The sequence below is a fragment of the Vibrio sp. Y58_MX_L22 genome (assembly GCF_024181865.1).
Lineage (GTDB): Bacteria > Pseudomonadota > Gammaproteobacteria > Enterobacterales > Vibrionaceae > Vibrio > Vibrio alginolyticus.
In genome coordinates this window covers 373653-396001 of sequence record NZ_JAMZAN010000004.1, presented here as the reverse complement: position 1 = coordinate 396001, position 22349 = coordinate 373653, and the positions used below count along the sequence as shown (strand labels likewise).

Annotated in this window: 25 protein-coding genes; 10 read left to right on the top strand and 15 right to left on the bottom strand. The window is 45.3% G+C overall.

Annotated elements, in window-relative coordinates; translation table 11 throughout:
- Nucleotides 1-690 precede the first annotated feature (690 nt).
- From vopD to sctW, 12 genes are read right to left on the bottom strand one after another with little or no spacing between them, the layout of a single operon-like run.
- Nucleotides 691-1695: a type III secretion system translocon subunit VopD gene (gene vopD / locus NL626_RS12460; protein ID WP_253657407.1), complete on the bottom strand. Its 1005-nt coding sequence runs from the start codon at nucleotides 1693-1695 to the stop codon at nucleotides 691-693.
- 10 nt (nucleotides 1696-1705) lie between these two features.
- A complete protein-coding gene (gene vopB / locus NL626_RS12455; protein ID WP_054866172.1) occupies nucleotides 1706-2905 on the bottom strand; it encodes a type III secretion system translocon subunit VopB in 1200 nt (399 codons plus the stop codon).
- Nucleotides 2906-2912: 7 nt separating this feature from the next.
- Nucleotides 2913-3398, bottom strand: a complete 486-nt coding sequence (gene vcrH, locus NL626_RS12450) for a SycD/LcrH family type III secretion system chaperone VcrH (RefSeq protein ID WP_005377258.1) — start codon at nucleotides 3396-3398, stop codon at nucleotides 2913-2915.
- Nucleotides 3399-3410: 12 nt separating this feature from the next.
- Nucleotides 3411-5234, bottom strand: coding sequence for a virulence-associated V antigen (locus NL626_RS12445; protein ID WP_301338853.1), 1824 nt, complete (start codon nucleotides 5232-5234; stop codon nucleotides 3411-3413).
- A 10-nt stretch (nucleotides 5235-5244) separates the two neighbouring features.
- Nucleotides 5245-5529, bottom strand: a complete 285-nt coding sequence (locus tag NL626_RS12440) for an LcrG family type III secretion system chaperone (protein ID WP_005395092.1) — start codon at nucleotides 5527-5529, stop codon at nucleotides 5245-5247.
- A 60-nt stretch (nucleotides 5530-5589) separates the two neighbouring features.
- Nucleotides 5590-6003: an LcrR family type III secretion system chaperone gene (locus NL626_RS12435; protein ID WP_253657405.1), complete on the bottom strand. Its 414-nt coding sequence runs from the start codon at nucleotides 6001-6003 to the stop codon at nucleotides 5590-5592.
- Nucleotides 6003-8129 (bottom strand): SctV family type III secretion system export apparatus subunit VcrD, encoded by a 2127-nt coding sequence (gene vcrD, locus NL626_RS12430; protein ID WP_086013006.1) that lies wholly within the window; start codon nucleotides 8127-8129, stop codon nucleotides 6003-6005. Before vcrD ends, NL626_RS12435 begins: the two co-directional genes overlap by 1 nt.
- Entirely contained in the window at nucleotides 8113-8454 is a 342-nt protein-coding gene (gene vscY, locus NL626_RS12425; RefSeq protein WP_005377248.1) for a type III secretion system chaperone VscY, read from the bottom strand. The genes vcrD and vscY overlap by 17 nt, the downstream gene beginning before the upstream one ends.
- A gap of 5 nt (nucleotides 8455-8459) precedes the next feature.
- A complete protein-coding gene (vscX, locus tag NL626_RS12420) occupies nucleotides 8460-8837 on the bottom strand; it encodes a type III secretion system protein VscX (protein ID WP_005377246.1) in 378 nt (125 codons plus the stop codon).
- Nucleotides 8834-9208, bottom strand: coding sequence for a type III secretion chaperone SycN (gene sycN / locus NL626_RS12415; RefSeq protein WP_213964382.1), 375 nt, complete (start codon nucleotides 9206-9208; stop codon nucleotides 8834-8836). Before sycN ends, vscX begins: the two co-directional genes overlap by 4 nt.
- The gene (locus tag NL626_RS12410; RefSeq protein WP_005377239.1) at nucleotides 9195-9479 is read right to left on the bottom strand and encodes a TyeA family type III secretion system gatekeeper subunit; all 285 of its coding nucleotides are present in this window, start codon (nucleotides 9477-9479) and stop codon (nucleotides 9195-9197) included. The genes sycN and NL626_RS12410 overlap by 14 nt, the downstream gene beginning before the upstream one ends.
- Complete coding sequence (gene sctW / locus NL626_RS12405) at nucleotides 9460-10353, bottom strand: type III secretion system gatekeeper subunit SctW (RefSeq protein WP_017821331.1); 894 nt, start codon at nucleotides 10351-10353, stop codon at nucleotides 9460-9462. The genes NL626_RS12410 and sctW overlap by 20 nt, the downstream gene beginning before the upstream one ends.
- A 185-nt stretch (nucleotides 10354-10538) precedes the next feature.
- Between sctW and vscN the strand changes: the two genes are divergently transcribed.
- The 10 genes from vscN to NL626_RS12355 all read left to right on the top strand — a co-directional run bounded on the left by vscN (nucleotide 10539) and on the right by NL626_RS12355 (nucleotide 19101).
- Complete coding sequence (vscN, locus tag NL626_RS12400; protein WP_213894451.1) at nucleotides 10539-11861, top strand: SctN family type III secretion system ATPase VscN; 1323 nt, start codon at nucleotides 10539-10541, stop codon at nucleotides 11859-11861.
- Complete coding sequence (locus NL626_RS12395; protein WP_005377236.1) at nucleotides 11858-12319, top strand: type III secretion protein; 462 nt, start codon at nucleotides 11858-11860, stop codon at nucleotides 12317-12319. Before vscN ends, NL626_RS12395 begins: the two co-directional genes overlap by 4 nt.
- Before the next feature lie 9 nt (nucleotides 12320-12328).
- Nucleotides 12329-13540 (top strand): type III secretion system needle length determinant, encoded by a 1212-nt coding sequence (locus tag NL626_RS12390; protein WP_213874506.1) that lies wholly within the window; start codon nucleotides 12329-12331, stop codon nucleotides 13538-13540.
- Entirely contained in the window at nucleotides 13537-14505 is a 969-nt protein-coding gene (vscQ, locus tag NL626_RS12385; protein ID WP_017634547.1) for a SctQ family type III secretion system cytoplasmic ring protein VscQ, read from the top strand. Before NL626_RS12390 ends, vscQ begins: the two co-directional genes overlap by 4 nt.
- The gene (gene vscR / locus NL626_RS12380; RefSeq protein WP_005377232.1) at nucleotides 14502-15152 is read left to right on the top strand and encodes a SctR family type III secretion system export apparatus subunit VscR; all 651 of its coding nucleotides are present in this window, start codon (nucleotides 14502-14504) and stop codon (nucleotides 15150-15152) included. Before vscQ ends, vscR begins: the two co-directional genes overlap by 4 nt.
- Nucleotides 15153-15165: 13 nt before the next feature.
- Nucleotides 15166-15432: a SctS family type III secretion system export apparatus subunit VscS gene (vscS, locus tag NL626_RS12375; protein ID WP_005377227.1), complete on the top strand. Its 267-nt coding sequence runs from the start codon at nucleotides 15166-15168 to the stop codon at nucleotides 15430-15432.
- Nucleotides 15429-16214, top strand: a complete 786-nt coding sequence (gene sctT, locus NL626_RS12370; protein ID WP_253657404.1) for a type III secretion system export apparatus subunit SctT — start codon at nucleotides 15429-15431, stop codon at nucleotides 16212-16214. Before vscS ends, sctT begins: the two co-directional genes overlap by 4 nt.
- Nucleotides 16215-16229: 15 nt before the next feature.
- Entirely contained in the window at nucleotides 16230-17279 is a 1050-nt protein-coding gene (gene vscU, locus NL626_RS12365) for a SctU family type III secretion system export apparatus subunit VscU (protein WP_005387129.1), read from the top strand.
- 102 nt (nucleotides 17280-17381) lie between these two features.
- A complete protein-coding gene (locus NL626_RS12360) occupies nucleotides 17382-18092 on the top strand; it encodes an AraC family transcriptional regulator (protein ID WP_130546118.1) in 711 nt (236 codons plus the stop codon).
- A 112-nt stretch (nucleotides 18093-18204) separates the two neighbouring features.
- Nucleotides 18205-19101, top strand: a complete 897-nt coding sequence (locus NL626_RS12355; protein WP_213904045.1) for a DMT family transporter — start codon at nucleotides 18205-18207, stop codon at nucleotides 19099-19101.
- Nucleotides 19102-19190: 89 nt separating this feature from the next.
- Here the strand turns inward: NL626_RS12355 and NL626_RS12350 are convergent, their stop codons facing one another.
- From NL626_RS12350 to NL626_RS12340, 3 genes are all read right to left on the bottom strand, one after another.
- Nucleotides 19191-20669: a hypothetical protein gene (locus NL626_RS12350; RefSeq protein WP_005387135.1), complete on the bottom strand. Its 1479-nt coding sequence runs from the start codon at nucleotides 20667-20669 to the stop codon at nucleotides 19191-19193.
- Nucleotides 20670-20678: 9 nt separating this feature from the next.
- Nucleotides 20679-21137, bottom strand: a complete 459-nt coding sequence (locus tag NL626_RS12345) for a CesT family type III secretion system chaperone (RefSeq protein WP_005387141.1) — start codon at nucleotides 21135-21137, stop codon at nucleotides 20679-20681.
- Between the two features lie 230 nt (nucleotides 21138-21367).
- Nucleotides 21368-22345 (bottom strand): hypothetical protein, encoded by a 978-nt coding sequence (locus NL626_RS12340; RefSeq protein WP_253657403.1) that lies wholly within the window; start codon nucleotides 22343-22345, stop codon nucleotides 21368-21370.
- Between the last annotated feature and the right edge of the window lie 4 nt (nucleotides 22346-22349).

Sequence of the window (22349 nt, the reverse complement as noted above, 5' to 3'; positions counted from 1 at the left end):
CTCCAGCCAAAAGACATGATGCACTTGAAATAAATAATACGAATGAGAGAACAAACAATCGTTGAATATGAATTGGAACCTTATCCCTCTTCTCTAACATTTTATATCGTTTCGCATGAAAAGTGCTCAGAAAAACAGTTCCATATTGTAGTACTCCGTGACCTCATAAGAATATATTCAGAGTGTAGTATCGAACTCCATTATCAAGAGCATCTTCAAGATACCTCAACCACTTGGATTTCAAATAAATAACAAACAAAAACCAAGCAAATATACCTAAAATTCCAACCGTAGTCAGATAAATCACTAAATCTGATGCTAAACTGATATCTTCCATCTTCGACTACTTATTAAGTTGAGTTTTATATAATTCTGTTCCCAAATACTCACCAGTCGAACTACCATATTTTGTTATTGAGTATCTAATTACACCCTTCACTACAAAAAATTCTTAAACACACTTTTTGTGAATAATAATGGCACTTTAACTTAATTTTACGCAACAAGGCTACTATGAAGTTGTTAGCTTTGAGCTGAGTTCAACAAAAACAGTAACTTTTATGCAATGTAACTCACTACGTTATATTGCTTTACAAACAAATCACCCAGTAAATATCCGTATCTAGTTTAGATAGCTGAAATAAAAAAAGCGTTGTATAAACAACGCTTTGTAGTTAGTGAAACAGATGGTTACACCGTTGGGACTGATGCTCGCCACGCTTGGTTCTGGCTATCTGAGATAGATCGGAACAAGTCACGTAGCTCTTTCAATAAACCTTCTTGGAAACCAATGTTTTCATCGGCTTTCTGTTTGGCTGCTTGTGCGCGAGTCGCTTGTACTTCATCATCTTTGCTGCGCGCTTGCGCTTTGGTTTGCTCTACATTCGATGCTGAGTTTGCCATCTGGCCCAAAGCTTGAAGAATCGCGTTCTTCGCTTGGTTTGAGCTCATCAACTTATCGAACTTACGGCCACCACTTGTCAGCTGCGCTGTCGTGTCTGCGATATTGTCTTTCGCTAGTGAGTGCGCACGCTTAACCTGATCTTGCTGCGTTTTAGACAAGCTATTGTTATTTAATAACTCTTCTGCTTGATCGAAGCCAGCTTTTTGCGTTTTCAGTACATTATTGCTCGCCATTTCATTCTTGATTTCTTTCCCTGCTTTGAAAGAACCAAGGGCACCAATAATTGCGGTAGCACCCGCTAATACACCCGAAACGACTGCCATCGCGATCATTGCGCTTGCCGAGTTGTTGAGTTCTGCCGCTTGGCTTTCTAAACTCGCGACGTTTGCTTCAACAGCAATTTCACGTTGTAGCACTTGCTGCTCACGGCTCAGCTTTGATACTTGATACAACAATGTTAATAGCGTCAACGATTGTGATACCGCATCTGATGGTGACTTGATCACCTCCTCACCGTTAAGCGCTTTCATCGTTGTGCTCATTAATGAGCTCACCGTCGGTGCAAGAGCGCTCATTAGGTTTGCAACAACTTGAGCTTGGTTACTCACTGTAGGAGCTGTAGGTGTCTCTAACTGGTAGCGTGCTGCACCAGAAACACCTGACTCACTTTGGTTTTTAACGGCGCCCGCTTCAAGCTTTGTTTCCGGCGCTTTTTCTGCTTTGTTGGTTTTTATGGTATAGCCTAAACCGTATAGTTCACCACGACCCGTTCCGCCTACTTTATCTAGCATAATAAACTCCTTATACCGTTGCAGGACGGCTTAACACCGTTTGCATAGTTTCACTTTTCGCTTGAATCATTTGCATGATGAGGCTCATCAACTCTTGGAAGTCTTCCATCAACTTACCAATCTCTTCTTTGAGCTTATCAATGACAGCCTGGCTTAACGTCATTTTGGCTCGAAGGTCTGTGATATCAGCCTGAATCTCTGTCACGTGAGCATTGTTAGCAGCATGGACACTGTCCGTTGCGCCTTTCCCCACATTGACGGCAAGATCGACGGTTTCTGCGCCATAACGAATCGCTTTCGCTGTTGTTGTCGCAGCTTTTGTGCCCATATCCGCCACTTTCGCCATGTTTGCAGCGGCTTTCGTAGCGATTTCCGTGACCTTTTGAGCTACCTTACCAGCACCTTTTGCTGCAAGTTTCGCGATACCGCCAGCTGCTGCACCACCAAACGTCACAACAGCTCCAATAACCGCGACGGCGATTTCTAATGCCATTACGACTTTGTTTAGCACATCGACATTTATGCCCGCTTCTTTTAGCGCATCTTGAACGGCTGGCTCTTGCAACGCCATGCTCACTGCTCCCATAACGCCACCAGCGATCATAAGTGCACCGGCTGCTGCACCAACACCCGTTGCCACCATTACGGCACCAACAACAATAGAAACCACCGCACTGATCCAACCAAAGATCTTCGCTGCTAAGCCTGATTTTTGGGCTTCTTTTGCAGCGGCTTCCGATTCTTTGATTTTGTCTTGGTTTTCCACCATCTCTTTTTCGTGTTTAGCTTTTGCGACCTTCACTTCCTGAATTTTCAGCTCGTTTTGAGCACTTTTCAGTTTATCCGTGATAGCAGCAAGCTCTACTTCAAAATCATCAGCAGATCCTGCGATGATTTTGACGGCAATCGAACCTGTTTGGTCTGCAACTGCATGGAGAGATTTTGCAATGGTATCGACGATCTTTTGCAGCTGTGCCATGGCTTTTAGCGTCAAATCATTCACTTTGTCACTAACAGCTGCGTTAGGTGCATCTAACTGAACTTTTACTTTTCCGGTGTTCAGTACATCTGCATCTTTACTCTTCACGTTTTCTACCGTCACAGAAGGCGTCGCTGTAGACGCCGTTTTCTGCACGTTATCTAACGTGGCTTGGCCAGATTCAGGGCTATAAACCTGTGTCTGGATGCGGTCAAGTGCAATAGAACTCATAGTCTAATTACTCCTTTTTATTTCTCACCGCTTCTAACATGATGCCTGCACGCTCATGCAAATCTGCATATTGTGATTTTCCGGCAGACATCTCCTTCGCGCTGTAAAACCCACTCTCTGCTTCTGTCAGTTGTTCCAGTTTCAGGTGACATTCAGCAGAGTGAAAAGGTGGGCGTGGATCATTTACGTCCACTAGCGCTGCGTAGCTGTAGGCGTCTATTGCCTGCAGATACTCACCCAACTCCTGACGAGCCGCGCCAAGGCCAATGAAAAATCGCGCCTGATAATGATCAAGCATGCTGAGTAATTGAAATACTTTCGCTGCTTGCTCAATCTTTCCCGATTGGAAAAAGTTGTAACCTACGGCATAAATGTGTTCGATGGTGTCCTGAGACACATCGTGCAACATTTTTAGCGTGCCTCCCTCTTCCAGAAAAGACAGCAGCTCTTCTGCTTGCATTTGGGATGGATCGGTCGCGTTTGTTTTAGTCATGGTTGGTTATCCTTAAATGGCTCGTAGGATTTCTTGTAAAATACTGTGGTACTTCTGAACAAACTTGTTCATCGCTTCAACGGTCGAGTTGTATTGAGAACTGGTGTCGTTCAGCTCAGTGGTTTTGATTTGCACTTCATCGTTAAGCAACTTGGATTTAGCACTGACAGAACTAGAAAAATTAGACAGTTTTTTCGACTTCTCTTCGTCTTGGTACGACGCACCATCACCGATAGTAATACCTTGTGTTTGAAGGAAGTCTCTATGGTTTGTTATCTTATTATCCGTCAAATACTTGTACTCAGGTGAAGCTTCAAAATCCGTTTGATTGCTGTAGTTAAAGTCACTCGCTTTGAAGTTACTTTCTGGATATCCCGGTTTATAAACCCCATCAACACTTTGCGTAGAGTGAATTTTTGATTGCACAACACCAAAAACTTTAAGCTGTATTGTGAGATCCTCTAATGCCTCTTTCTGGTCATTACGTTTCTCTAAACGGTTAACACGACGCTCATTTAGCGCAAGCAGCACTTGCTCATCAAAACGGTCTCCAATGCTGGACTCAACAACGGCCAACAAATCACGAGCCGTTAGAGAGTGCTCTGCTCTCACCTCGCGATCCGCTTTCTCTTTATCGGTGATATTGAGTAGACGCTCTTTCAATGCTCCTAAGTTCTTGCGCAATGCCTCGTATCGCTCAGTAAATGAAGCCCCGGTAGATTCACCTTTTACTATTTTTTCAAACTGTAATCGGATATCTCGTTCGGTGTTTTCTTTGATCAAATTAACTTGAGCTGCCGTTATTTGTGTTTTTTGGACATCGGCTATCGCGCTGTCCTGGTAAAAGTCGTCGATTTCTATATTTGTTAAACTCACCGCGAAGTTGGCGAACAGACTAGAAAGGGTCAAAGGCTCAGTTCCACCAATGACAGTATTAAGTGCTGCTTTTAGATTATTCGTTCCACTCGCCTCACCATAAGCTGCGCTATATTGGCCTTTCACTTGAGCGGCCATTTCATCTAACGCTTCTTTAAGCTGCTGTTTAGAAATACCAGGAGTCCAGGTAATTCTGCTAGCTAGCGCACTTGCGTCATCGGTGCTTAAAGTAATACCGATGCCTTGAAAACTACTTTTTAATTGAGCTGAGACTTGAAGAGCGAAACTCTCTTTAGTCAACAGAAAATCCGAGCTCTTCAGTTGCGCGAGATTAACGGAACCTAAGCTACTAAAGGCATTGCGAAGAAAAGAAATAGAAGCATCTCTCACTTCACGGGAGCCCATTTGATTAGCAAGCTCTGCAACAAAAAGAGAAATTTCTTTGGTGGCATTAGCCAGACCTGTCTCGGAGAGGTTGGCGATCTGCTCCGCTTGGTTACTCTGAGTGCCCAGATTAAATTGACTAACAAACTCAGTAGATAACGAGCTATCTACGTTGTCCGTCAGTAACTTACTAAACCAAGCCTGAAACTGATTTGATAGCGTTTGGTTTGTTTGAGCATTAAACTCAGCTGTGGTTAATTCGCCATCTGAGTTAGAACTTTGTAGCGACTTTATCCAGACAGATGCGGTGTCGGTCAATGATATACCAGCAAACGCGTTATTTTTCGCTTTTAGGTTTTCAAGCGTATCAACATAAAGCGCGATACTTTGTGATTCCGTTTGTCCCGAGATAGTTGGCAATGAAGAGATTAGGGAGGCAAGTTGCTGAGTCTCTGCTTCACCCAGTACAGGGGTAAATGCCTCTATCAAGTTTTGTTGGAAAGTGGGTAATGGTGCACTACTCGCAGCTGTGTCTGTTGCTCCTGTCGTAGAGCCAGTCGTTTTCATATTCGTCATTTCCAAACCTCTAAATCATCATGCCGCGCATCACTGTGGGACGCTTTCTGCGTTTACCTGACGTACCTTGTAGCTGATTTTGTTGTTGCCGGCGGCGCTGGACTTCGTCTATTAGCTCTTGCTCTGCACGTTTCATGGTATCTACTGGCGCTTTTATGCCGCCAAGTAAAACATCCCCCGCAACAGGACCAACACCTAAGCCTTCCAATAGCTCGTTAAAAATATCGGTTCTGTCTTCAGCTTTTCTAATGGCAAGCTCAGCGTTCTCAATCGCATCGGTAAACGGTTGCTTCATCTTGATTCCTATCTTAAAGCGGGTCATCTCATCGGTGCTGTCAGTAACAGTCGTGAGTTTTTACTTTTTCAACTTTTTCAAAGGTCTATAATCTGCTAGGCGTAAACAGTACCATTCGTCTAGCTCATCATGGCTTGCACCGCATGCTTTTAGATAGAACTGTGCCAATCGCTGGCTGCTCATGTTGCTACCACGTAACACATCGACGTTGCCGCGAATGACCCAATCGGAGGGATAAAGTTGAATGGCATGTTCAGCCAAGAGAAATAAGCCGGCAAAGGGGTTACTCAACCCCAATTTTGGACGAACGCGTTTCAGAAGAACGATGATGATTTCACCGTCCTCCACCCGAAAAACAAGCTCTAAGCCCTCAACTTCAATTCGATAACCAAGTTGAATTTCACTTTGTTGCCAAAAGTATGGCGTCACTTCGATCCCCGCTTGCGCCAGCGAGAGTATTAGTTTTGTTTTCATTACATCCCCACCCTTCCCAGTGGCTGAATATTGATTTGCTGGGTTAGTTCTTGAAATGACAAAACGGGCAGATCGTAGTATTCCGATTCAATAAGCTTTCGCACATATCGGCGTACATCCATAGACACAACTAGCACAGGTTTATTCGGCATGCGGCTTAAGTCACCAATGGTCTGTTTCACATCACTGACAAATTGTTGCGTTACTGACGGATCTAACGCCAAGTAACTCCCTGCTGAGGTTTGACGAATACCGCTGCGTATTGTGTCTTCGAGATTTTGATCCAATAAGTAAGCGGGCAACATGTTTTGTCCGCTCGCGTATTTGTAGCAAATGTAACGTTTTAAGCTGGAACGAATGTACTCCGTCAGCTGTACAACATCTTTCTCTTTTTGGCCCCACTCAACCATCGCTTCCAAGATCACGCGAAGGTTTCGGATAGAAATGTCTTCAGAAACCAAGCGTTGCAAGATTTCCGTCATTTTTTGCAACGGAACAATACGCTGGGCCTCTTTGACTAGCTCCGAATAACTGCCTTCCATCTGCTCCAACAGATAACGCGTCTCCTGAATACCAATAAAGTCTTGTGCGTACTCCTTGAGAACATGAGACAAGTGGTACGTTAAAATCCTGTCGGGTGTGAGAAAACCGACATGACTGGCTACGAGTTTTTGCTCATAACTCTGTGCCACCCAAATGCTAGAAATACCGGGTAGAAAATCTTCATCTTGCTCATAAGGCACGCCTAATAAGTCGATCTGCTCATTCCCTTCTGTCACCAAGAGTTGGTCTTTTACAATTCGTCCTCGTGCAACCGGAACTTCTTGTAACTGAATTAAATATTCGCCATTTTGCATCCCCTCGTTAAAACGCAGGTGGATACCCGGGAAAGGCACGCCGAGGTCGAGATATAGTGCGCGCCTCACCCTTGCTAGCTCTTCATTTAATGCGACTGCTTCCAAGCTTTCCTGAAGGCTCGCGTCAAGATCAATCAACAGCGGGACCGTCATGGCGAACTCTTCTTGCTCACCTAACTTACCTTTACTGTTTCTAGAAGGCGTAGGTTTGCTTGGCTTCGCTGCTGGCGAACCGGCCCCTTGCGAAACAAAGCTTGATAAGTCGGTGCTATCTGATTCAGCTTGTTTTTTCTGTTGATAGAAAAGGAAGAAACCACCACCACCAACCACGGCGGCCAAGACCAGAAAAGTGATTTTTGGAAACCCAGGGATGAGTGCGAACAGCACCAAAAGCACACCACCAATAAGAAGAGCTCGTGGCTGAGCAATCACCTGCCCACCAATATCCGATCCAAGATCAGAAGAGTCTTCATGGGAAACACGCGTCACGATAATACCGGCGGTAATCGCGATAAAGAGTGCCGGGATCTGCGATACCAAACCATCGCCAACGGTCAAAATCGCAAACAATTCAAGTGCTTCAGAAGCACTCATGCCTTTTTGCGTTACCCCGATCGTGACGCCACCTAAGATGTTGACCACAATGATGACCAGACCCGCAATGGAGTCGCCTTTAACGAACTTCATCGCGCCATCCATCGAGCCATACATTTGGCTTTCTTTTTCAATCAGTGATCGTCGGTGCCTAGCTTCGTGTACGTCAATTACTCCGGCACGCATGTCACCGTCAATACTCATCTGCTTACCAGGCATCGCATCGAGTGAGAAGCGCGCACTAACTTCTGCTACCCTTTCTGAGCCTTTGGTGATCACCATAAACTGAACAATGGTAATGATCAGGAACACAACGATACCGACCACTAAGTTACCGCCCACAACGAAGTTACCGAATGTATAAACGATTTGACCAGCATCGCCTTGTAGCAAGATCAAGCGGGTTGTCGTGATAGATAAAGACAGACGAAACAATGTCGTGATCAATAGCACCGCAGGAAATGCAGAGAACTCAAGTGGCGTGGTGATGTAAATCGCTAACATAAGCAGCACCACCGCAATGCTCATGTTGGTGCCAATCAGCACATCCACCAGTGCGGTAGGAAGTGGCAATATCATCATAAAGACGATCGCGAGTAACATCACCGCAAGCATGATGTCTTTGCGTTGCCCTACTTTGTTTAGAATATCGATCAACTTATTCATGTGATTCACTATTTAAAGATTGCAGATAGCGTCGGTGCGCTTGGCGTGCCCCATCGACGTCATTTTGTTTCCAACGCGCTTGGCTTAAACAAAACCAGAGTCCTGCCGAGTCAGGATGAAGGTCAGATTTTAATAAGTGCTCACACACCTCAATCGCCCGGGTATATCGACCACTTTGTAAACACGCCACAGCAAGTGTTTGCATCGCCTCTTTGTGCTGCGGTTCTATTTCTAGAACCGCATCGAGAATAGAAATGGCATGCTCTGGCTTTTGGTATTGAACTTGTAGCGCAGCGTGAACAAGTAAGAGTTCAATGTCTTTGGATCTCAACATGTTGGTTAGACCTGAATAAGGAGATTGAGCGCCATAGTGAGGTAACGCTGATCTAGTTGCGTACTTTGTAGCGTTTCAGATGCTTTGATAAAAGAAGCGGAGCCTGAATCCTGTGCAAGAACTTGCAGCTGAGCTAACGTTTCATCAAATTGTTGACGGTATTTTTCTGGACGCAACAACTCTGAGTGCAGCAGCTTGGGCTTAGTTAACGCGATGAGATATTGGTCTGAAGGCCGGAGGTCATAGAGCTTCTCTAAATGTGTAGCGACCGCCTGACCATCAGGAAGCAATTGAAATCGCTCTGGGAAATCGGCCTTAACTTCACTATGAGTAACATGCGTAAAGGCTTCGATGCCTACGTTTAAAGTGCTGACTCGAGTCATGAGCCTGCCACAACGTTATGCAGACGAGCCAAAAGCGTAAACGCTTGCTCTAAGGTCGGAAGTGTTACTTCTTCTCCTTTTAGCCTTGCTGAAAAAACCAGAGTTTGTTCATCTAACAAGCCGGTTTTAATTTCGAAAGGCCAGCCTTGATCGGCATGACACAAACACAGTGCACTTTGAATCATGTCACTGGTTTGATGCCAAGATAACGCTCGAGACAACATCAAGAATAACTGCTCACCCTGTCGCTCAATATGCAGCGTACCACTTTGCTCAAAATCCAGCTGCACCCGTCCAGCTGATGAGAAATCGACGGCATCGAGCCCCATTCCTCGGCAAAATTCATCGACGGATGCATCAATCCAACTCATCTTCCCACGCTTCCTCTTCTTCTATATCAATGGCTTCGTCTAGCGCCTTTTGTACCGCTTGGATTAAATTCTGTCGTTGTTCTTCATCGGCGAATACGTCAATTGGGATTGCGCGAACTAACTTATGGAACTCTCGAAAAAAATCGATTTTTTGTTCTACCGCCGTCAATTCCATTGCGTTGGCGACTTTCCATATCTCATCACTGCTTACCCATCGCTGCTCTACCAACGCAATCACATCAGCCATCAAATTAGAAACTTGATAAGCCATAATTCGTCCTTTCCGGTTTAAACATTTGGAACAGCTGACTCACACGATCTTGCAACGTATTTAGAGTTTTGAGTTTTTGCATATCGGACATCAACCACTGCAACTTAACCGAATCGATACTGCTACCTTGAACACTAAGATCTGCACTCATGCCTTGCAGCATAAAGTCAACAGCGGTCGATACCTCCTGCTCACCAAAGCGCGCCACCACATCTTGATAAGCAGCGCCGAGCCCTTGATAACTATGAACGGTATCGCGGTAGAAGCCGCGCAGCTGATGCAAAGAGCTAAACTCTTGCTCTTGGCTATATTCATCAGCAAAATTTGAGACACGGATTTCCGTATCAATTTGAGACCATGTATCTGGGTTTTGCTCGATTCTTAGAAGTGCTTGGTCAATCAGCGCTAGTAGGTGTTTACTTTCTGGACTCGCACTCAAAAACTTTTTAACGGCTTTTAGCGCGAGGTATTGATGGCTTTTCTCCTCGGAAAACCCATTCAAGTAGGCTTGTAATTGCGCGATGGTCGAGATATTTCCTCCCGCCATTTTTGTAGCCAAATCTTTGATCTTTTGATTCTTTTCAAGATCAGGGACTTTTCTTAAATAGTCCGAAACGAGTTCATGTGCTTCATTAACTCGAACACCACTGTCTTTCACTTTGCGCTTAGTCAGATCTTTCTCTGCTTTTTCGGAACCGAGTGAAGTGAGTTCTTCCATCGCATCAAAAAGTGATTGTGTAGCATTGTGAACACGGACGGTTTCACCGCGATAATTGCCTTTTTGTGAAACGTCGGGGCGAGACGATTCCAACCCGTTTTGGATAGACGCATCAAACTTTGGATTTGTTGCGATATGATTGTTGATAATACTCATTCACTTGCACTCCTTCCGCACAATACAGGCGAATTATAGAAAGTGCGCTTTGTTGAAGCTGTCAAAATCAGACGTGTTTTTTTAGTGCGCTTTCAGTTTTCTAAAAACTCCCGACTGATATTCACTATAAATTGATTCTTATACTTTCTATCCTCTCAGCATCAATCATTGCGCATATTTTTACCTTGAACGATTTCTCATACATCACTGATATCCAACAATCTGCGATTAAACACACGCGTTTGATCCAAATTCGCGGGCGCGTTACACAAGTCACCGGCACCATTATCAAAGCTGTCGTCCCTGGCGTTCGTGTAGGTGAACTGTGTGAGTTGCGCAATCCCGATCAAACTCTGTCTTTGTTAGCGGAAGTGGTTGGCTTCCAGCAGCATCACGCTCTGCTCACCCCGTTAGGAAATATGTTTGGGATTTCCTCAAATACAGAAGTAAGCCCAATGGGTAAAATGCACGAAGTGGGTGTTGGCGACCACCTGTTAGGTACAACGCTTGACGGGCTTGGACGTCCTTTCGATGGTACGCAAAGTCAGGAACCAAGCGCTTGGTATCCTGTTTATCGCGATGCGCCACCACCAATGCAACGTAAACTGATTGAAAAGCCAATCTCTCTTGGCGTTCGATCCATTGATGGGCTACTGACCTGTGGTGAAGGTCAGCGCATGGGTATTTTTGCAGCGGCTGGCGGGGGTAAAAGTACCCTACTGGCAAAACTGATTCGCTCCGCAGAAGTTGACGTGACCGTTCTCGCCTTAATTGGTGAACGCGGACGCGAAGTACGCGAGTTTATTGAGCATGACCTAGGCGAAGAAGGAATGGCCAAATCGGTTTTAGTGGTCGCTACCTCTGATCGCCCAGCAATGGAGCGCGCCAAAGCCGCTTTTGTTGCCACTTCTATCGCAGAATATTTTCGTGACCAAGGTAAACGCGTGCTACTGCTGATGGATTCTGTAACGCGTTTCGCCCGCGCACAGAGGGAGATTGGACTAGCCGCAGGCGAGCCACCAACACGACGTGGCTATCCGCCTTCCGTTTTTGCCGCTTTGCCAAAGCTGATGGAACGAGCTGGACAATCAGACAAAGGATCAATTACAGCACTGTACACCGTGTTGGTGGAAGGTGACGACATGACAGAGCCTGTCGCGGATGAAACTCGCTCAATTCTAGACGGGCACATCATTCTCTCGCGTAAACTTGCGGCAATGAACCATTACCCTGCGATTGATGTACTTCGGTCAGCAAGCCGAGTGATGAATCAAATCGTTGAATCCGATCATCAGGCGTCTGCTGCTCATATTCGCGAAATGTTAGCTAAGTATGAAGAAGTTGAACTGCTAATCAAAATTGGCGAATACCAACATGGCGCAGATAGCCGAGCGGATATGGCCATTGCACAAAGTGATGATATAAACGCCTTTTTACGCCAAGGCACGCATGAACCAAGCGATCTTGATGGCGCTATCGCTCAACTTAAAGGGATGGCGAAACAATGATAGAACGCTTATTAGAAATCAAAAAAATTCGCGCTGACCGTGCGGATAAAGCCGTCAAGCGTCAAGAATACCGAGTGTCAAACGCCGCAGCACAGGTTCAAAAGGCCGAACGTTCTGTCGCGGACTATCACGTTTGGCGCCAGGAAGAAGAAGAGCGACGTTTTGCTAAAGCAAAACAACAAACGCTCGTTCTTAAAGAGCTGGAAACATTAAGACAAGAAATCGCGTTGTTAAGAGAGAGAGAAGCCGAACTTAAACAACGTGTGGCCGAGTCAAAAAAAGCGCTTGAAATCGAACGCTCGGCACTTAAAGAAAAGCAAAAAGAGGCGCGACAAGCCCATAAAACCAAAGAAAAATTCGTTCAGTTGCAGCAACAAGAAGTCGCGGAAAAATCGCGAGAAAGGCAATACCAAGAAGAACTCGAACAGGAAGAGTTTCGCACTGTCGACATTATCTAAAGGTTCACTATGCGCATTACCCCAACAACTGAAACATCGAATACGCTGCACAAATCAACGCCGGAACAAGTGCCTCTCGAGAAGGAGGCCGAGCTTCAATCACAATTCGAGCATGCAATGACGAAGAAGCCTAGCAAGGGAAAGGAGTCTATCGTTGCGAATCCCCAAAAAAATCATACTGGCGAAGAAGACATACCGCTAAGGCATAAGACATCTCAAGGTCTAGATAAGAAACCTAACTCATCGAACCAAGAAGCCAACGCTGACAAAAACACCTCCACTTTAAAAGGTAAAAGTGACGTCGTCACTAAGAGAGATATAGAGAAACCGCAAGACGACGCAGCAAATAGCGAAGAAATAATTAGCGAAAACAATAAATTGCTTAAAAATGATGGAAAAAGCGATGGCGACACAGTTCTAAGCTCCCCTTCTACCGAGCGTGTTGATCCTCACTTTCAAGCTCAAGCTCATTTGAAAGATGATAAACCGACGCCGATGGATAAACATACCTCGCCGGATTGTCTCTCTACGCTTGAATCTGGCTTGCTTCCCCAAAGTGCGACAGAGACAGAGCTCGCTCAATATGGGATTAACATTGTTGGCTTAACGAAAAAGCAAACTGAAAAAACGCACAATAAGCGTGCAACTCCGTCGCTACAGAATACAGGCAAACGACCAGACCAAACTGGTGGCCTGCCTGAAACCAAGCCTCTTGAAAAAATCGTGACGAAAAGCGCACTAGTCGCCGTTAAAACGGATGAAGAAAAAGTGCCTTCTCAACCCTTTGCAAGTGCGGTAACACAAGGCGATGTCATCCTAAAAAGTGTTGCTTCGCAGGCTCAACCAAGCCCAACGCGAGACGTAAACCAATTACTCCAGCAATTGGTGGACAAAATCTATGTTGCTCTGCCAACCGCATCGGACAACAAAGAGGTTCGGCTGTTTCTAAGTGAAGGGCAATTAAAAGGTGGTGAAATCCACATAAAGTTGGACGCTCAAGGGTATAGCGTGACGATTCGACAAGAGCATGCCCTTTCCATTATTAGCCAGCAAGCTAGACAAGATCTTGCTGAACGGCTAAACCGATTCGGCGGTGAGCAGCCACTTCGCTTAGCGATCAGCGAACAAACTCAACAGCTCGATCAACAACAACATGAACAACAACACTCACGCCAACAACGCAGCGTGTATGAAGAATGGCAAGCGGAGAATGACCTATGACGCCGTTAATAATCCCCAAAGTGGATGCAGAAAGTATCGCGCTCAGCAATCAACTTTGTGCAAAACAGTGCCACTTCCAAGGGACTGATGGTCAGAGCGTATCGATTACTGTTGCTCAAATCCCTTCATTTGAAGGGTTCCGTTTAACCACGTTGATTGGAGGGCAAACCCTACAAGTAGACTTTTCTCGTGCGCAGCTCCAACATTGGCTGAAATCGACCTTAAATGCTACTGCGTTTGAGTCCCTGCCTAACTCCCTCCAGTTAGCACTTTTGAGCTCACAGATAGAACCGCATAGTGAGGCAATCAAAGCGCTATTTGGTCAGTTACCTATTCTTAGTCAACTACAGCCGTTAGAGGCGAGCCAGGCCCAAGAGCATACTTTAATGTTAACCCTCAATAAGCCTAACGGCTCTCTTTGTTTGTGGGTTAGCGAAGGATCAGACGTGTTGTTGGATGCGCTACCAAACAGCGCTGCTCTACAAGCTCGACACCTCGCTTTACCTGTGTGGTTAAGTCTTGGAAGGACCCATTTGACGTTAAGCGAATTTAATTCGCTCGAGCTGGGAGATGTCATCTTTTTTGACGATGGTTACATCGCCAAGCAACAAGCCATTTTTCAAGTATCTAACCAGAATCTCTGGCGCTGCCAACTGGATGACCAAACTCTTCACATTATGGAAAAAGAAACCAATATGAATGACGTAAACACTTCAGAAATGTTAACCGACCACCAGCAACTGCCTGTGGAACTCACGTTTGATATCGGCCATCAAACCATCACGCTAGAGCAGCTTAACCAGCTTCAGCCAGGGTACGTATTCGAGCTAAACCAGCCTGTATCTAAGCCGGTAACATTGCGTGCCAACGGCAAAATCATTGGTGAGTGTGAACTGGTTAATGTTAACGAACATTTAGGCGTGCGCGTACTGGAGCTGTTCGGTGGCACGCAGGAGCCAGCATGATCCAGTTACCCGACGAGCTCAATCTCATTGTCAGCTTAGCACTGCTGGCACTGATCCCATTTATCGCCATGATGGCGACGTCGTTTGTGAAACTCGCCGTTGTATTCTCACTGTTGCGTAACGCTCTCGGTGTACAGCAAATTCCGCCGAATATGGCGCTTTACGGATTGGCTATTATTTTGTCAATTTTCATCATGGCTCCCGTCGGATTTGAAACCTACGACTACGTAAAGCAGCATGATATCTCCCTTGAAGATTCTGCAAGTGTAGAAGGCCTCATTGAAAGCGGTTTACAGCCTTATCGAGAATTTTTGAAAAAGCATATTCGGGAAACCGAAGCCATATTCTTCACTGATGCTGCACGCACATTGTGGCCACAGAAGTACGTAGACCGTTTAGAGTCGGACAGTTTATTGCTCTTACTGCCCGCATTTACCGTCAGCGAGCTTACTCGCGCTTTTGAAATTGGCTTTCTGTTGTACTTACCGTTCATCGCTATTGACCTAATTGTGTCGAATATCCTACTCGCGATGGGGATGATGATGGTATCGCCAATGACGATTTCCCTCCCCTTCAAATTGTTGCTTTTTGTCTTGCTTGACGGCTGGACAAAGCTCACCCACGGCTTAGTGTTGAGTTACGGTTAATCACGGAGAAAGTATGCATTCTGCTGAAATCATTCATTTCACGACTCAAGCATTAACCCTAGTGTTGTACTTGTCATTACCGCCGATTTTAGTCGCAGCATTGGTTGGTACATTGGTGTCGCTTATTCAGGCGTTAACTCAGGTCCAAGAACAAACGTTAGGCTTTGTGGTCAAACTTATCGCGGTCATTATTACGCTGTTCGTCACAACGCAATGGCTAGGGGCAGAGCTCCACGCCTTCGCCTCGCTTGCTATGGATAAAATTCCTCAAATACGATGAGTTATCACGACTTACACCAGGCTTTATTTTTGTACAGCCTGACGTTACCTCGGTTAATGGCATGCTTCATCTTTTTGCCTATTTTGAGCAAGCAAATGTTAGGCAGCACCATGGTGAGAAATGGTGTGCTTTGCTCACTCGCACTGTTTATATTTCCGATGATTAATCAGCAAAGCTTGCCTGCAGAAACCGACGGCATTTGGCTGATAATGATTTTGGGTAAGGAGGTATTAATTGGGCTATTGATAGGGTTTGTTGCTGCTATCCCCTTTTGGGCGATAGAAGCGGCCGGTTTTCTGGTCGACAACCAACGTGGGGCTGCCATGGCAAGTATGTTTAACCCAACGCTAGGCTCACAATCCACACCAACAGCGGTATTACTGACCCAAACGTTGATTACCCTGTTCTTCTCTGGCGGGGGCTTTGTCACTTTTATCTATGCGTTATTCAAAAGCTATACATCTTGGCCGATCGTGGACTTTTTCCCAACCGTTAGCGACGCATGGGTGAGCTTCTTCTACGCGCAATTTGAACAGCTTATGTGGCTTGGTGTGTTGATGTCCGCTCCATTAGTGTTGGCAATGTTTCTTGCTGAGTTTGGTCTGGCGCTTATCAGTCGTTTTGCACCGCAATTGAATGTTTTTTTCCTTGCCATGCCAATAAAAAGTGCCATCGCGAGTGTTTTACTGATCGTGTATCTCGGAATAATGATGGATCACTTTGAAGTACAGTTTTACGGCATTACCCGATTCGCAGAACAACTCAATACCATTTGGCAATAACGCTTAGGATTCTTTATGAGTGCAGAAAAAACAGAGCAACCCACCGCAAAAAAGTTACGCGATGCTCGACAGAAAGGTCAGGTTGCCAAAAGCCAAGAAATCGTATCGTCTGCATTAATTTTGGCGCTCATAATTGTACTGTTTGCGTTCGCCGATTATTACATGTCGCACATCTCAGCGCTTATTCTCCTACCAAGTAAGCTTGCTTATCAGGGTTTCCAAGATGCGCTAGTCGATGTCGCTATCGCCATCGCAAAAGAAATTGCCTATCTACTCGCTCCGATTATTCTGGTTGCTGCACTCGTCGCCATCTTTTCCAATATGGGGCAGTTCGGATTCCTATTTAGTGGTGAATCCGTTAAACCCGACATCAAAAAGATCAATCCCGTCGAAGGGGCCAAACGCATTTTTTCCCTTAAGAGTGTGATTGAGTTTATCAAGTCGATCCTTAAAGTCTCTCTTCTTTCCTGCATTATCTGGGTGACATTACGCGGTAACATCAACGCTTTAATGCAAATTCCAACTTGTGGGCTAGAATGTGTCCCGACCATTACTGGCGTCATGATTAAACAATTAATGATTATCTCTTCGGTAGGCTTCATCGTCATCGCTGCCGCAGATTTTGCGTACCAGAAATTTGATCACACGAAAAAGCTCAAAATGAGCAAGGACGAAGTGAAACGCGAATACAAAGAGATGGAAGGCAGTCCAGAAATAAAAAGCAAACGTCGTCAGTTGCACCAAGAGCTACAAGCCTCCAATCAACGCGAAAACGTTAAACGTTCTAATGTATTAGTTACAAACCCAACACATATCGCGGTTGGCCTTTATTACAAGAAAGGCGAAACGCCCCTGCCCGTCATCACTTTGATGGAAACCGATGCGGTAGCCAAACGTATGGTCGCAATCGCTAAAGAGGAAGGCGTGCCTGTGATGCAAAAAGTCCCTCTTGCTCGTGCACTATACGCCGACGGTAACGTCGACCAGTACATCCCAAGCGATCTTATTGAGGCAACTGCGGAAGTGCTTCGTTGGTTGGCTTCGTTAGAGTCCGAGGCGGACTAACAAACCACATCCCATTCAAGATCTGGGCTTACAACTGCCCAGCTTTCAACCTCGATACTTTCAACGCTATAATGCGGTATCCTTTAACTGTATGTTGTTTTTATGAAATCTAGCTTAAGCATTCGCTCCTACACGAAACGTATGAGCCGACATACTCATAGTGATTATCATCAACTCGTGCTTCCTCTCCAGGGCAACATACAGATTGATATGGATAGTTATGTCGGAAAGGTGGCGGTTGGCGACTGCATAGTCATCCCCAAAAGTTGTGCTCACGGTTTTAATGCCGAAGAGTCATCACGCTTTATTGTTGCGGATATGACCACTTTGCCCACTCATTTGATGGATAGTAGTGTGGCTGTGTTTTCGATTAGCCCGCCTCTACTGAGCTTTATCCAGTTTGTCGAAAAGCAACTTGAGTATCAGGTTAATGATGAAATTGAAAACTCAATGGTTGCAACCTTCTATCTGTTGCTGGAGCAGCAAAAGCGGTCTCGCTCCGTGGATTCGCGTATTCGAGATGTACAGGTTGTGATCGCCGAGCAGCTTGATCAGCCACTCACCATTGCCTCATTAGCGAATGCCGCTTGCTTGAGTCCGACGCAGTTTAAAAAGCTTTTTAAAGAGCAGCTAAAAATGAGCGTCCATAAGTACATTACACTACAACGTATGGAAAAAGCCAAAGCACTACTGACTCATACAGACCTTCCAGTCCAGTTGATAGCTGAACGAGTTGGCTATAGTGACCTTTCCGCGTTTAGTCGACGGTTTTCAATGCATTTTGGCATGTCTCCTAGAGAGTTTTCCCGGTAGCCACTAAAATAGTCCTCTGGAACAAGTATTCCGTCTTTTCAGCACAAAAATCTCTATCGCTTTCTTTTATTCTTTCTACCCTAAAACAGCCATTCACTAGGTAGAAATTACAGTGTTAAAAAAACATTTCACCGACTATCAATTAGGAACTTTATCCATACTTTTTGCTTCAACCCTGTGGGGAACGACGGGCACCGCTGCCAGCTTGGCACCGGATGTCAGTGCTCTCGCCATTGGCGCATTTTCTATGGGTATTGGTGGGTTTATGCAAGCATGTCTATCTGCGAAGTCACTGAAGAGAGATTTTCGAAAAGTCGTACATAAGAAGAAAACGTTACTGGTTAGTATTATCGCCTTAGCCACCTACCCACTGGCTTTTTATTCATCAATGCGATTCGCCGGTGTGGCTATTGGTACGGTTATTTCTATCTCCACTGCACCTTTCTTTTCTGCTTTGTTAGAGTGTCTCTTTAGCCGAAATCAGACCATAACCAAGCGCTGGATGATGAGTTTCGCAATCGGGGTCATTGGCATTACCTTGTTGCTGGCTTCTGAGTCATCCGCAAATAGCTTATTTGATCAGGATATGAAGCATTGGGGTGTATTACTTGGCCTATTGGCAGGTTTGACGTACGCCATTTACTCATGGGGAGTAAAGGCTATGATTGACCACGGCATTGAATCGCAAACGGCCATGGGAAGTGTTTTTGGTATTGGTGGAGTTTTGCTTCTACCAACACTTTTCATCACGGGTGATAATCTATTTGCATCGTCAACTAATACGACGGTCATGCTCTACATGGCCTTGATTCCAATGGGGTTAGGTTACGTCGCTTTTGGGTTTGGGTTACGATTTGTTACAGCCAGTGGAGCTAGCATACTCACGCTATTTGAACCTGTTATCGCAGCAGCACTAGCAGTTGCGATTGTTGGGGAAGAAATTTCTTTCATTGGTTGGGTTGGTATAACGTTGACACTTGTGTGTTTGTTTCTTCAGTCGAAAAGTTAAATTCAACCGATATTAGCCAGCCCCAAAAAGGAACGCTGACGGTAGATAAAGTAAGGAGCAGCACCTACTCCCTACTTTACCATTTGAAATTACACCCAGCCTTCTGCCAAGTACATCAATCGCAATTGACTTGGTGAGCCTAATTTTTCTAGCGCATCTAACTGGACGTCACTCAGGTTTGGGCATTTATCAAGATAAACTCGTCCGTTTGCTGCATCTAGGGGGAGCTTGTAGGTGAGCTTTTCGTTTATTTTACTTGCTTCCCCTTTGTCAATCGCTCGAACAGCTGGCATGAGCCAATCCCAATCTTCTCCTAACAGTTTTTTAAACGCCCCGTTAGCAATAGACTCGGTTTTACTTGGTGCATCCTCTGGGCTTAGCTTCAAGATAGAGTCTACGTCAGGAACCAAGTGCTCACTTGGCTCTGAACCCAACATCTTTTTCAGTGTTAATCGCGCGGCTTCCATCTCTTGTGCCTCTTTAGGCGCTTGAGGAGAAGTCATTGCAGTATTCTCCTTAGGACCAAGGTACGCCATTAATGCGCGGACAGAAGCCGGATCTTGCATACTGAAGGTAAAGTCTCCTTTTGCATTGGAAACTTCAAGTCTAGGTAAAACACCAGACATTTCGCCTTGCATAAGTTGCTCTTTTACTTCCGTATTTAACCCGTATGCCCCAGCTTGGTTCGCCACAAAGCCACCGCCGCTCATGATAGCAGTCGTTGCCGCAGAACCGATTGCCTCTTTTGCTATCGGTGTGACGCCCACCGTTGCTACAGAGCTAACACCGAACGTGCCCAGGCTCCCCGTCGCCATACCTAACGTAGCTCCAATGCCACCTTCAGCCGACAGTATCGCATGACCTTGAGCCAAGGTTTGCTGCATCGGCATAGAAAGACGTTGATCTCGCCCTGGCAGCTGTGAAATTTGTTCTAACTGATGATGGTAAGCCTCAGCATCACCATTTACGGCCGCTTTGTGCAGCTCTCGACCTGTAGAAATCAATAAGCCAACGCCAGGTAATGCCAAGTTAATAACGGCGTTCACACCAGAACCTTTTAGCTTTTCTTTGCCCATCTGTAACAGTTCAGCAGCGAAGCCATCCATTTTTCCTGGATACTGGGCTTCTAAACTCACCTGCATACGCGGATCTTTGCTGATCGCATCAAACGTATTTTTAAGCTGCTGGTACGTATCGCTGCTCACTTTTATTTCATCCAATAGGCTGACAACTTCTAAGATTTTACGCTCAGTAAGTGGCTCACCGCGATAGCCTGAAGGACTCACTAGGGAGTAAGCCAACAGCGCAACCTCAGGTTTTTCTTGCTTAAGTAGCGCCTGCTTTAAATCAAGGTGAGTTTTGATGTTTTCTTGGAAAAACTTAGTGTATTTGCTTCTCAATACGCCTTCGTGAATAGAAGCAAACTTATGACCTTTGTGGAATGTGGAAGGTTCTTTTACTTCACCTCTTTTACTGATCACTCGGTCATCTTTTTGCGCAGCAACTGCACGAAACTGTTCTAGATCAGGTACTGGGCTTTGGCTGATTTTTTGTGTTGTATTAACCATTTTTCTCTCCTACACACGAAGTGATTGAACATGAGCTTGTTCATGATTAGAGGTGGTTGGAATCGCTTGATCCAACATTGCGAAACGCGCTTGCCACAGCTCGGCCTGTTCAATAACTTCGTGAAACCAAGCGGTAAGGTTCGTCGTATTTAGATGCTCAACGGGTTTACGTCCTGCTAAGACAAGCTGTCGACCGTTTGGAGCCAAAGCAAGTGCGAGGCTGCCACTACCTATTCCTTGATAGTTAGCATGAGCAAGAAGCTCTAAACCTTTTAGTCGTTGTTCACCGGATTTTTCTAACCCTCCGAACGTTACAGACAGCATCAAATCATCCGTATCTGTAGCGATGAAATACAACATGTAGCGATCATCGACCAGTAGCTGACAACGTTCATTTTCTTCAAAATTCAGTTCGGGCAACTCATTGAGTTGGCAAAACTCCAAGAGCAGTTGTTGAATCGTGTTCATAACTTTTTCCTTTTGTTTCAATAACTCTATTGAACAACGATTGCAGATTGAACGATGTCGGTAATGGCTTTATTTTTGTCACTTTTTCGCCTTCATTGTGAGGTTTTCCGCAGAAATCTCGCTCTAAAATCGAGTTGCCAGAGTAATAAAAAAGAGCAGCTCAGAGCTGCTCTTTCAATAAAGGTTAGATGCTTAGCATGATGTATTTGCTCACTTCTTTTGCAGAGTGACTAACCCAGTTTATGGCTATCAAAAATGACTTCTGTTGGCGGGAACATATTCGAAACAGGTGGTCGTTGTGCATCTCCAAACATTGGTGCACCGAATGCAGATGTCGCCCACGGGTCAACAATTTTCACATCCTTACTCCACGTTGATGGATCTTTTATGTCGCTCTCCTCTTGTCGACCAACCAGTACATAAAGGTGTGTACCTGAATGACCCTTTTTAAACGCAACCACTTCTACTTTGGGTTCACTTTCAGGTGTTCCTGACATGCCTTGAATCATCTCAGCGGCGGCAGCAAAGGCAAATGTAGTACAGCAGCCGGCTTTCGCGGTTTGTACTGCCTTAGCAATGTTCTGTAGAGTGCTTAATTGCGGTGCGGTTCCTCTTTGTGCTGCAGCTTGAACTCCGTTTGCGGACATCGTCGCTCTGTGATCTTGCATGATTCGCGCTTGATCCGCGTGAAGCTCTTTTAGTCGTGGCTTTCCTTTTGTTTCATAAAACTGTGACCCCTTAACACCGAACGTATTTAAGTCCGTACAGGAAAAATCACCAAGCTTTTGAAGGTTGGCTTTATGTTCGTTGATAAGCGCGACACTCGATGAAGCTTTATTGGTTTTGGAAGAAGAGGCTGCCGTTTGTGCAGTTGGCCAATTTGAGCTAGGACCAGACGACAATCTCTCAAGATTTTTCAGACTCCCAAGCGTTAACTTGTTTTCACCATTCAACACTTTTTTCAGCATGAGCTTCGCAACATCTTTAGGAATACCCTGCTTAGTAAGCAGGCTCACTACAATATCTTTCGCTTTATTCTGGTGGCTAATACGCGCGCTGATACTTTTATTTTTTGGTGCACCCTCTTTAACAAAAATATCTTTGCCGTTGTGTGCTCGAACCTCTTTGTCGTCAGCTTGATTTTGTGTCGCCAAATGTGACGTTAACTGACTCAACGAGTGCATGTGCGATGTATTAATATTGACCATGTGT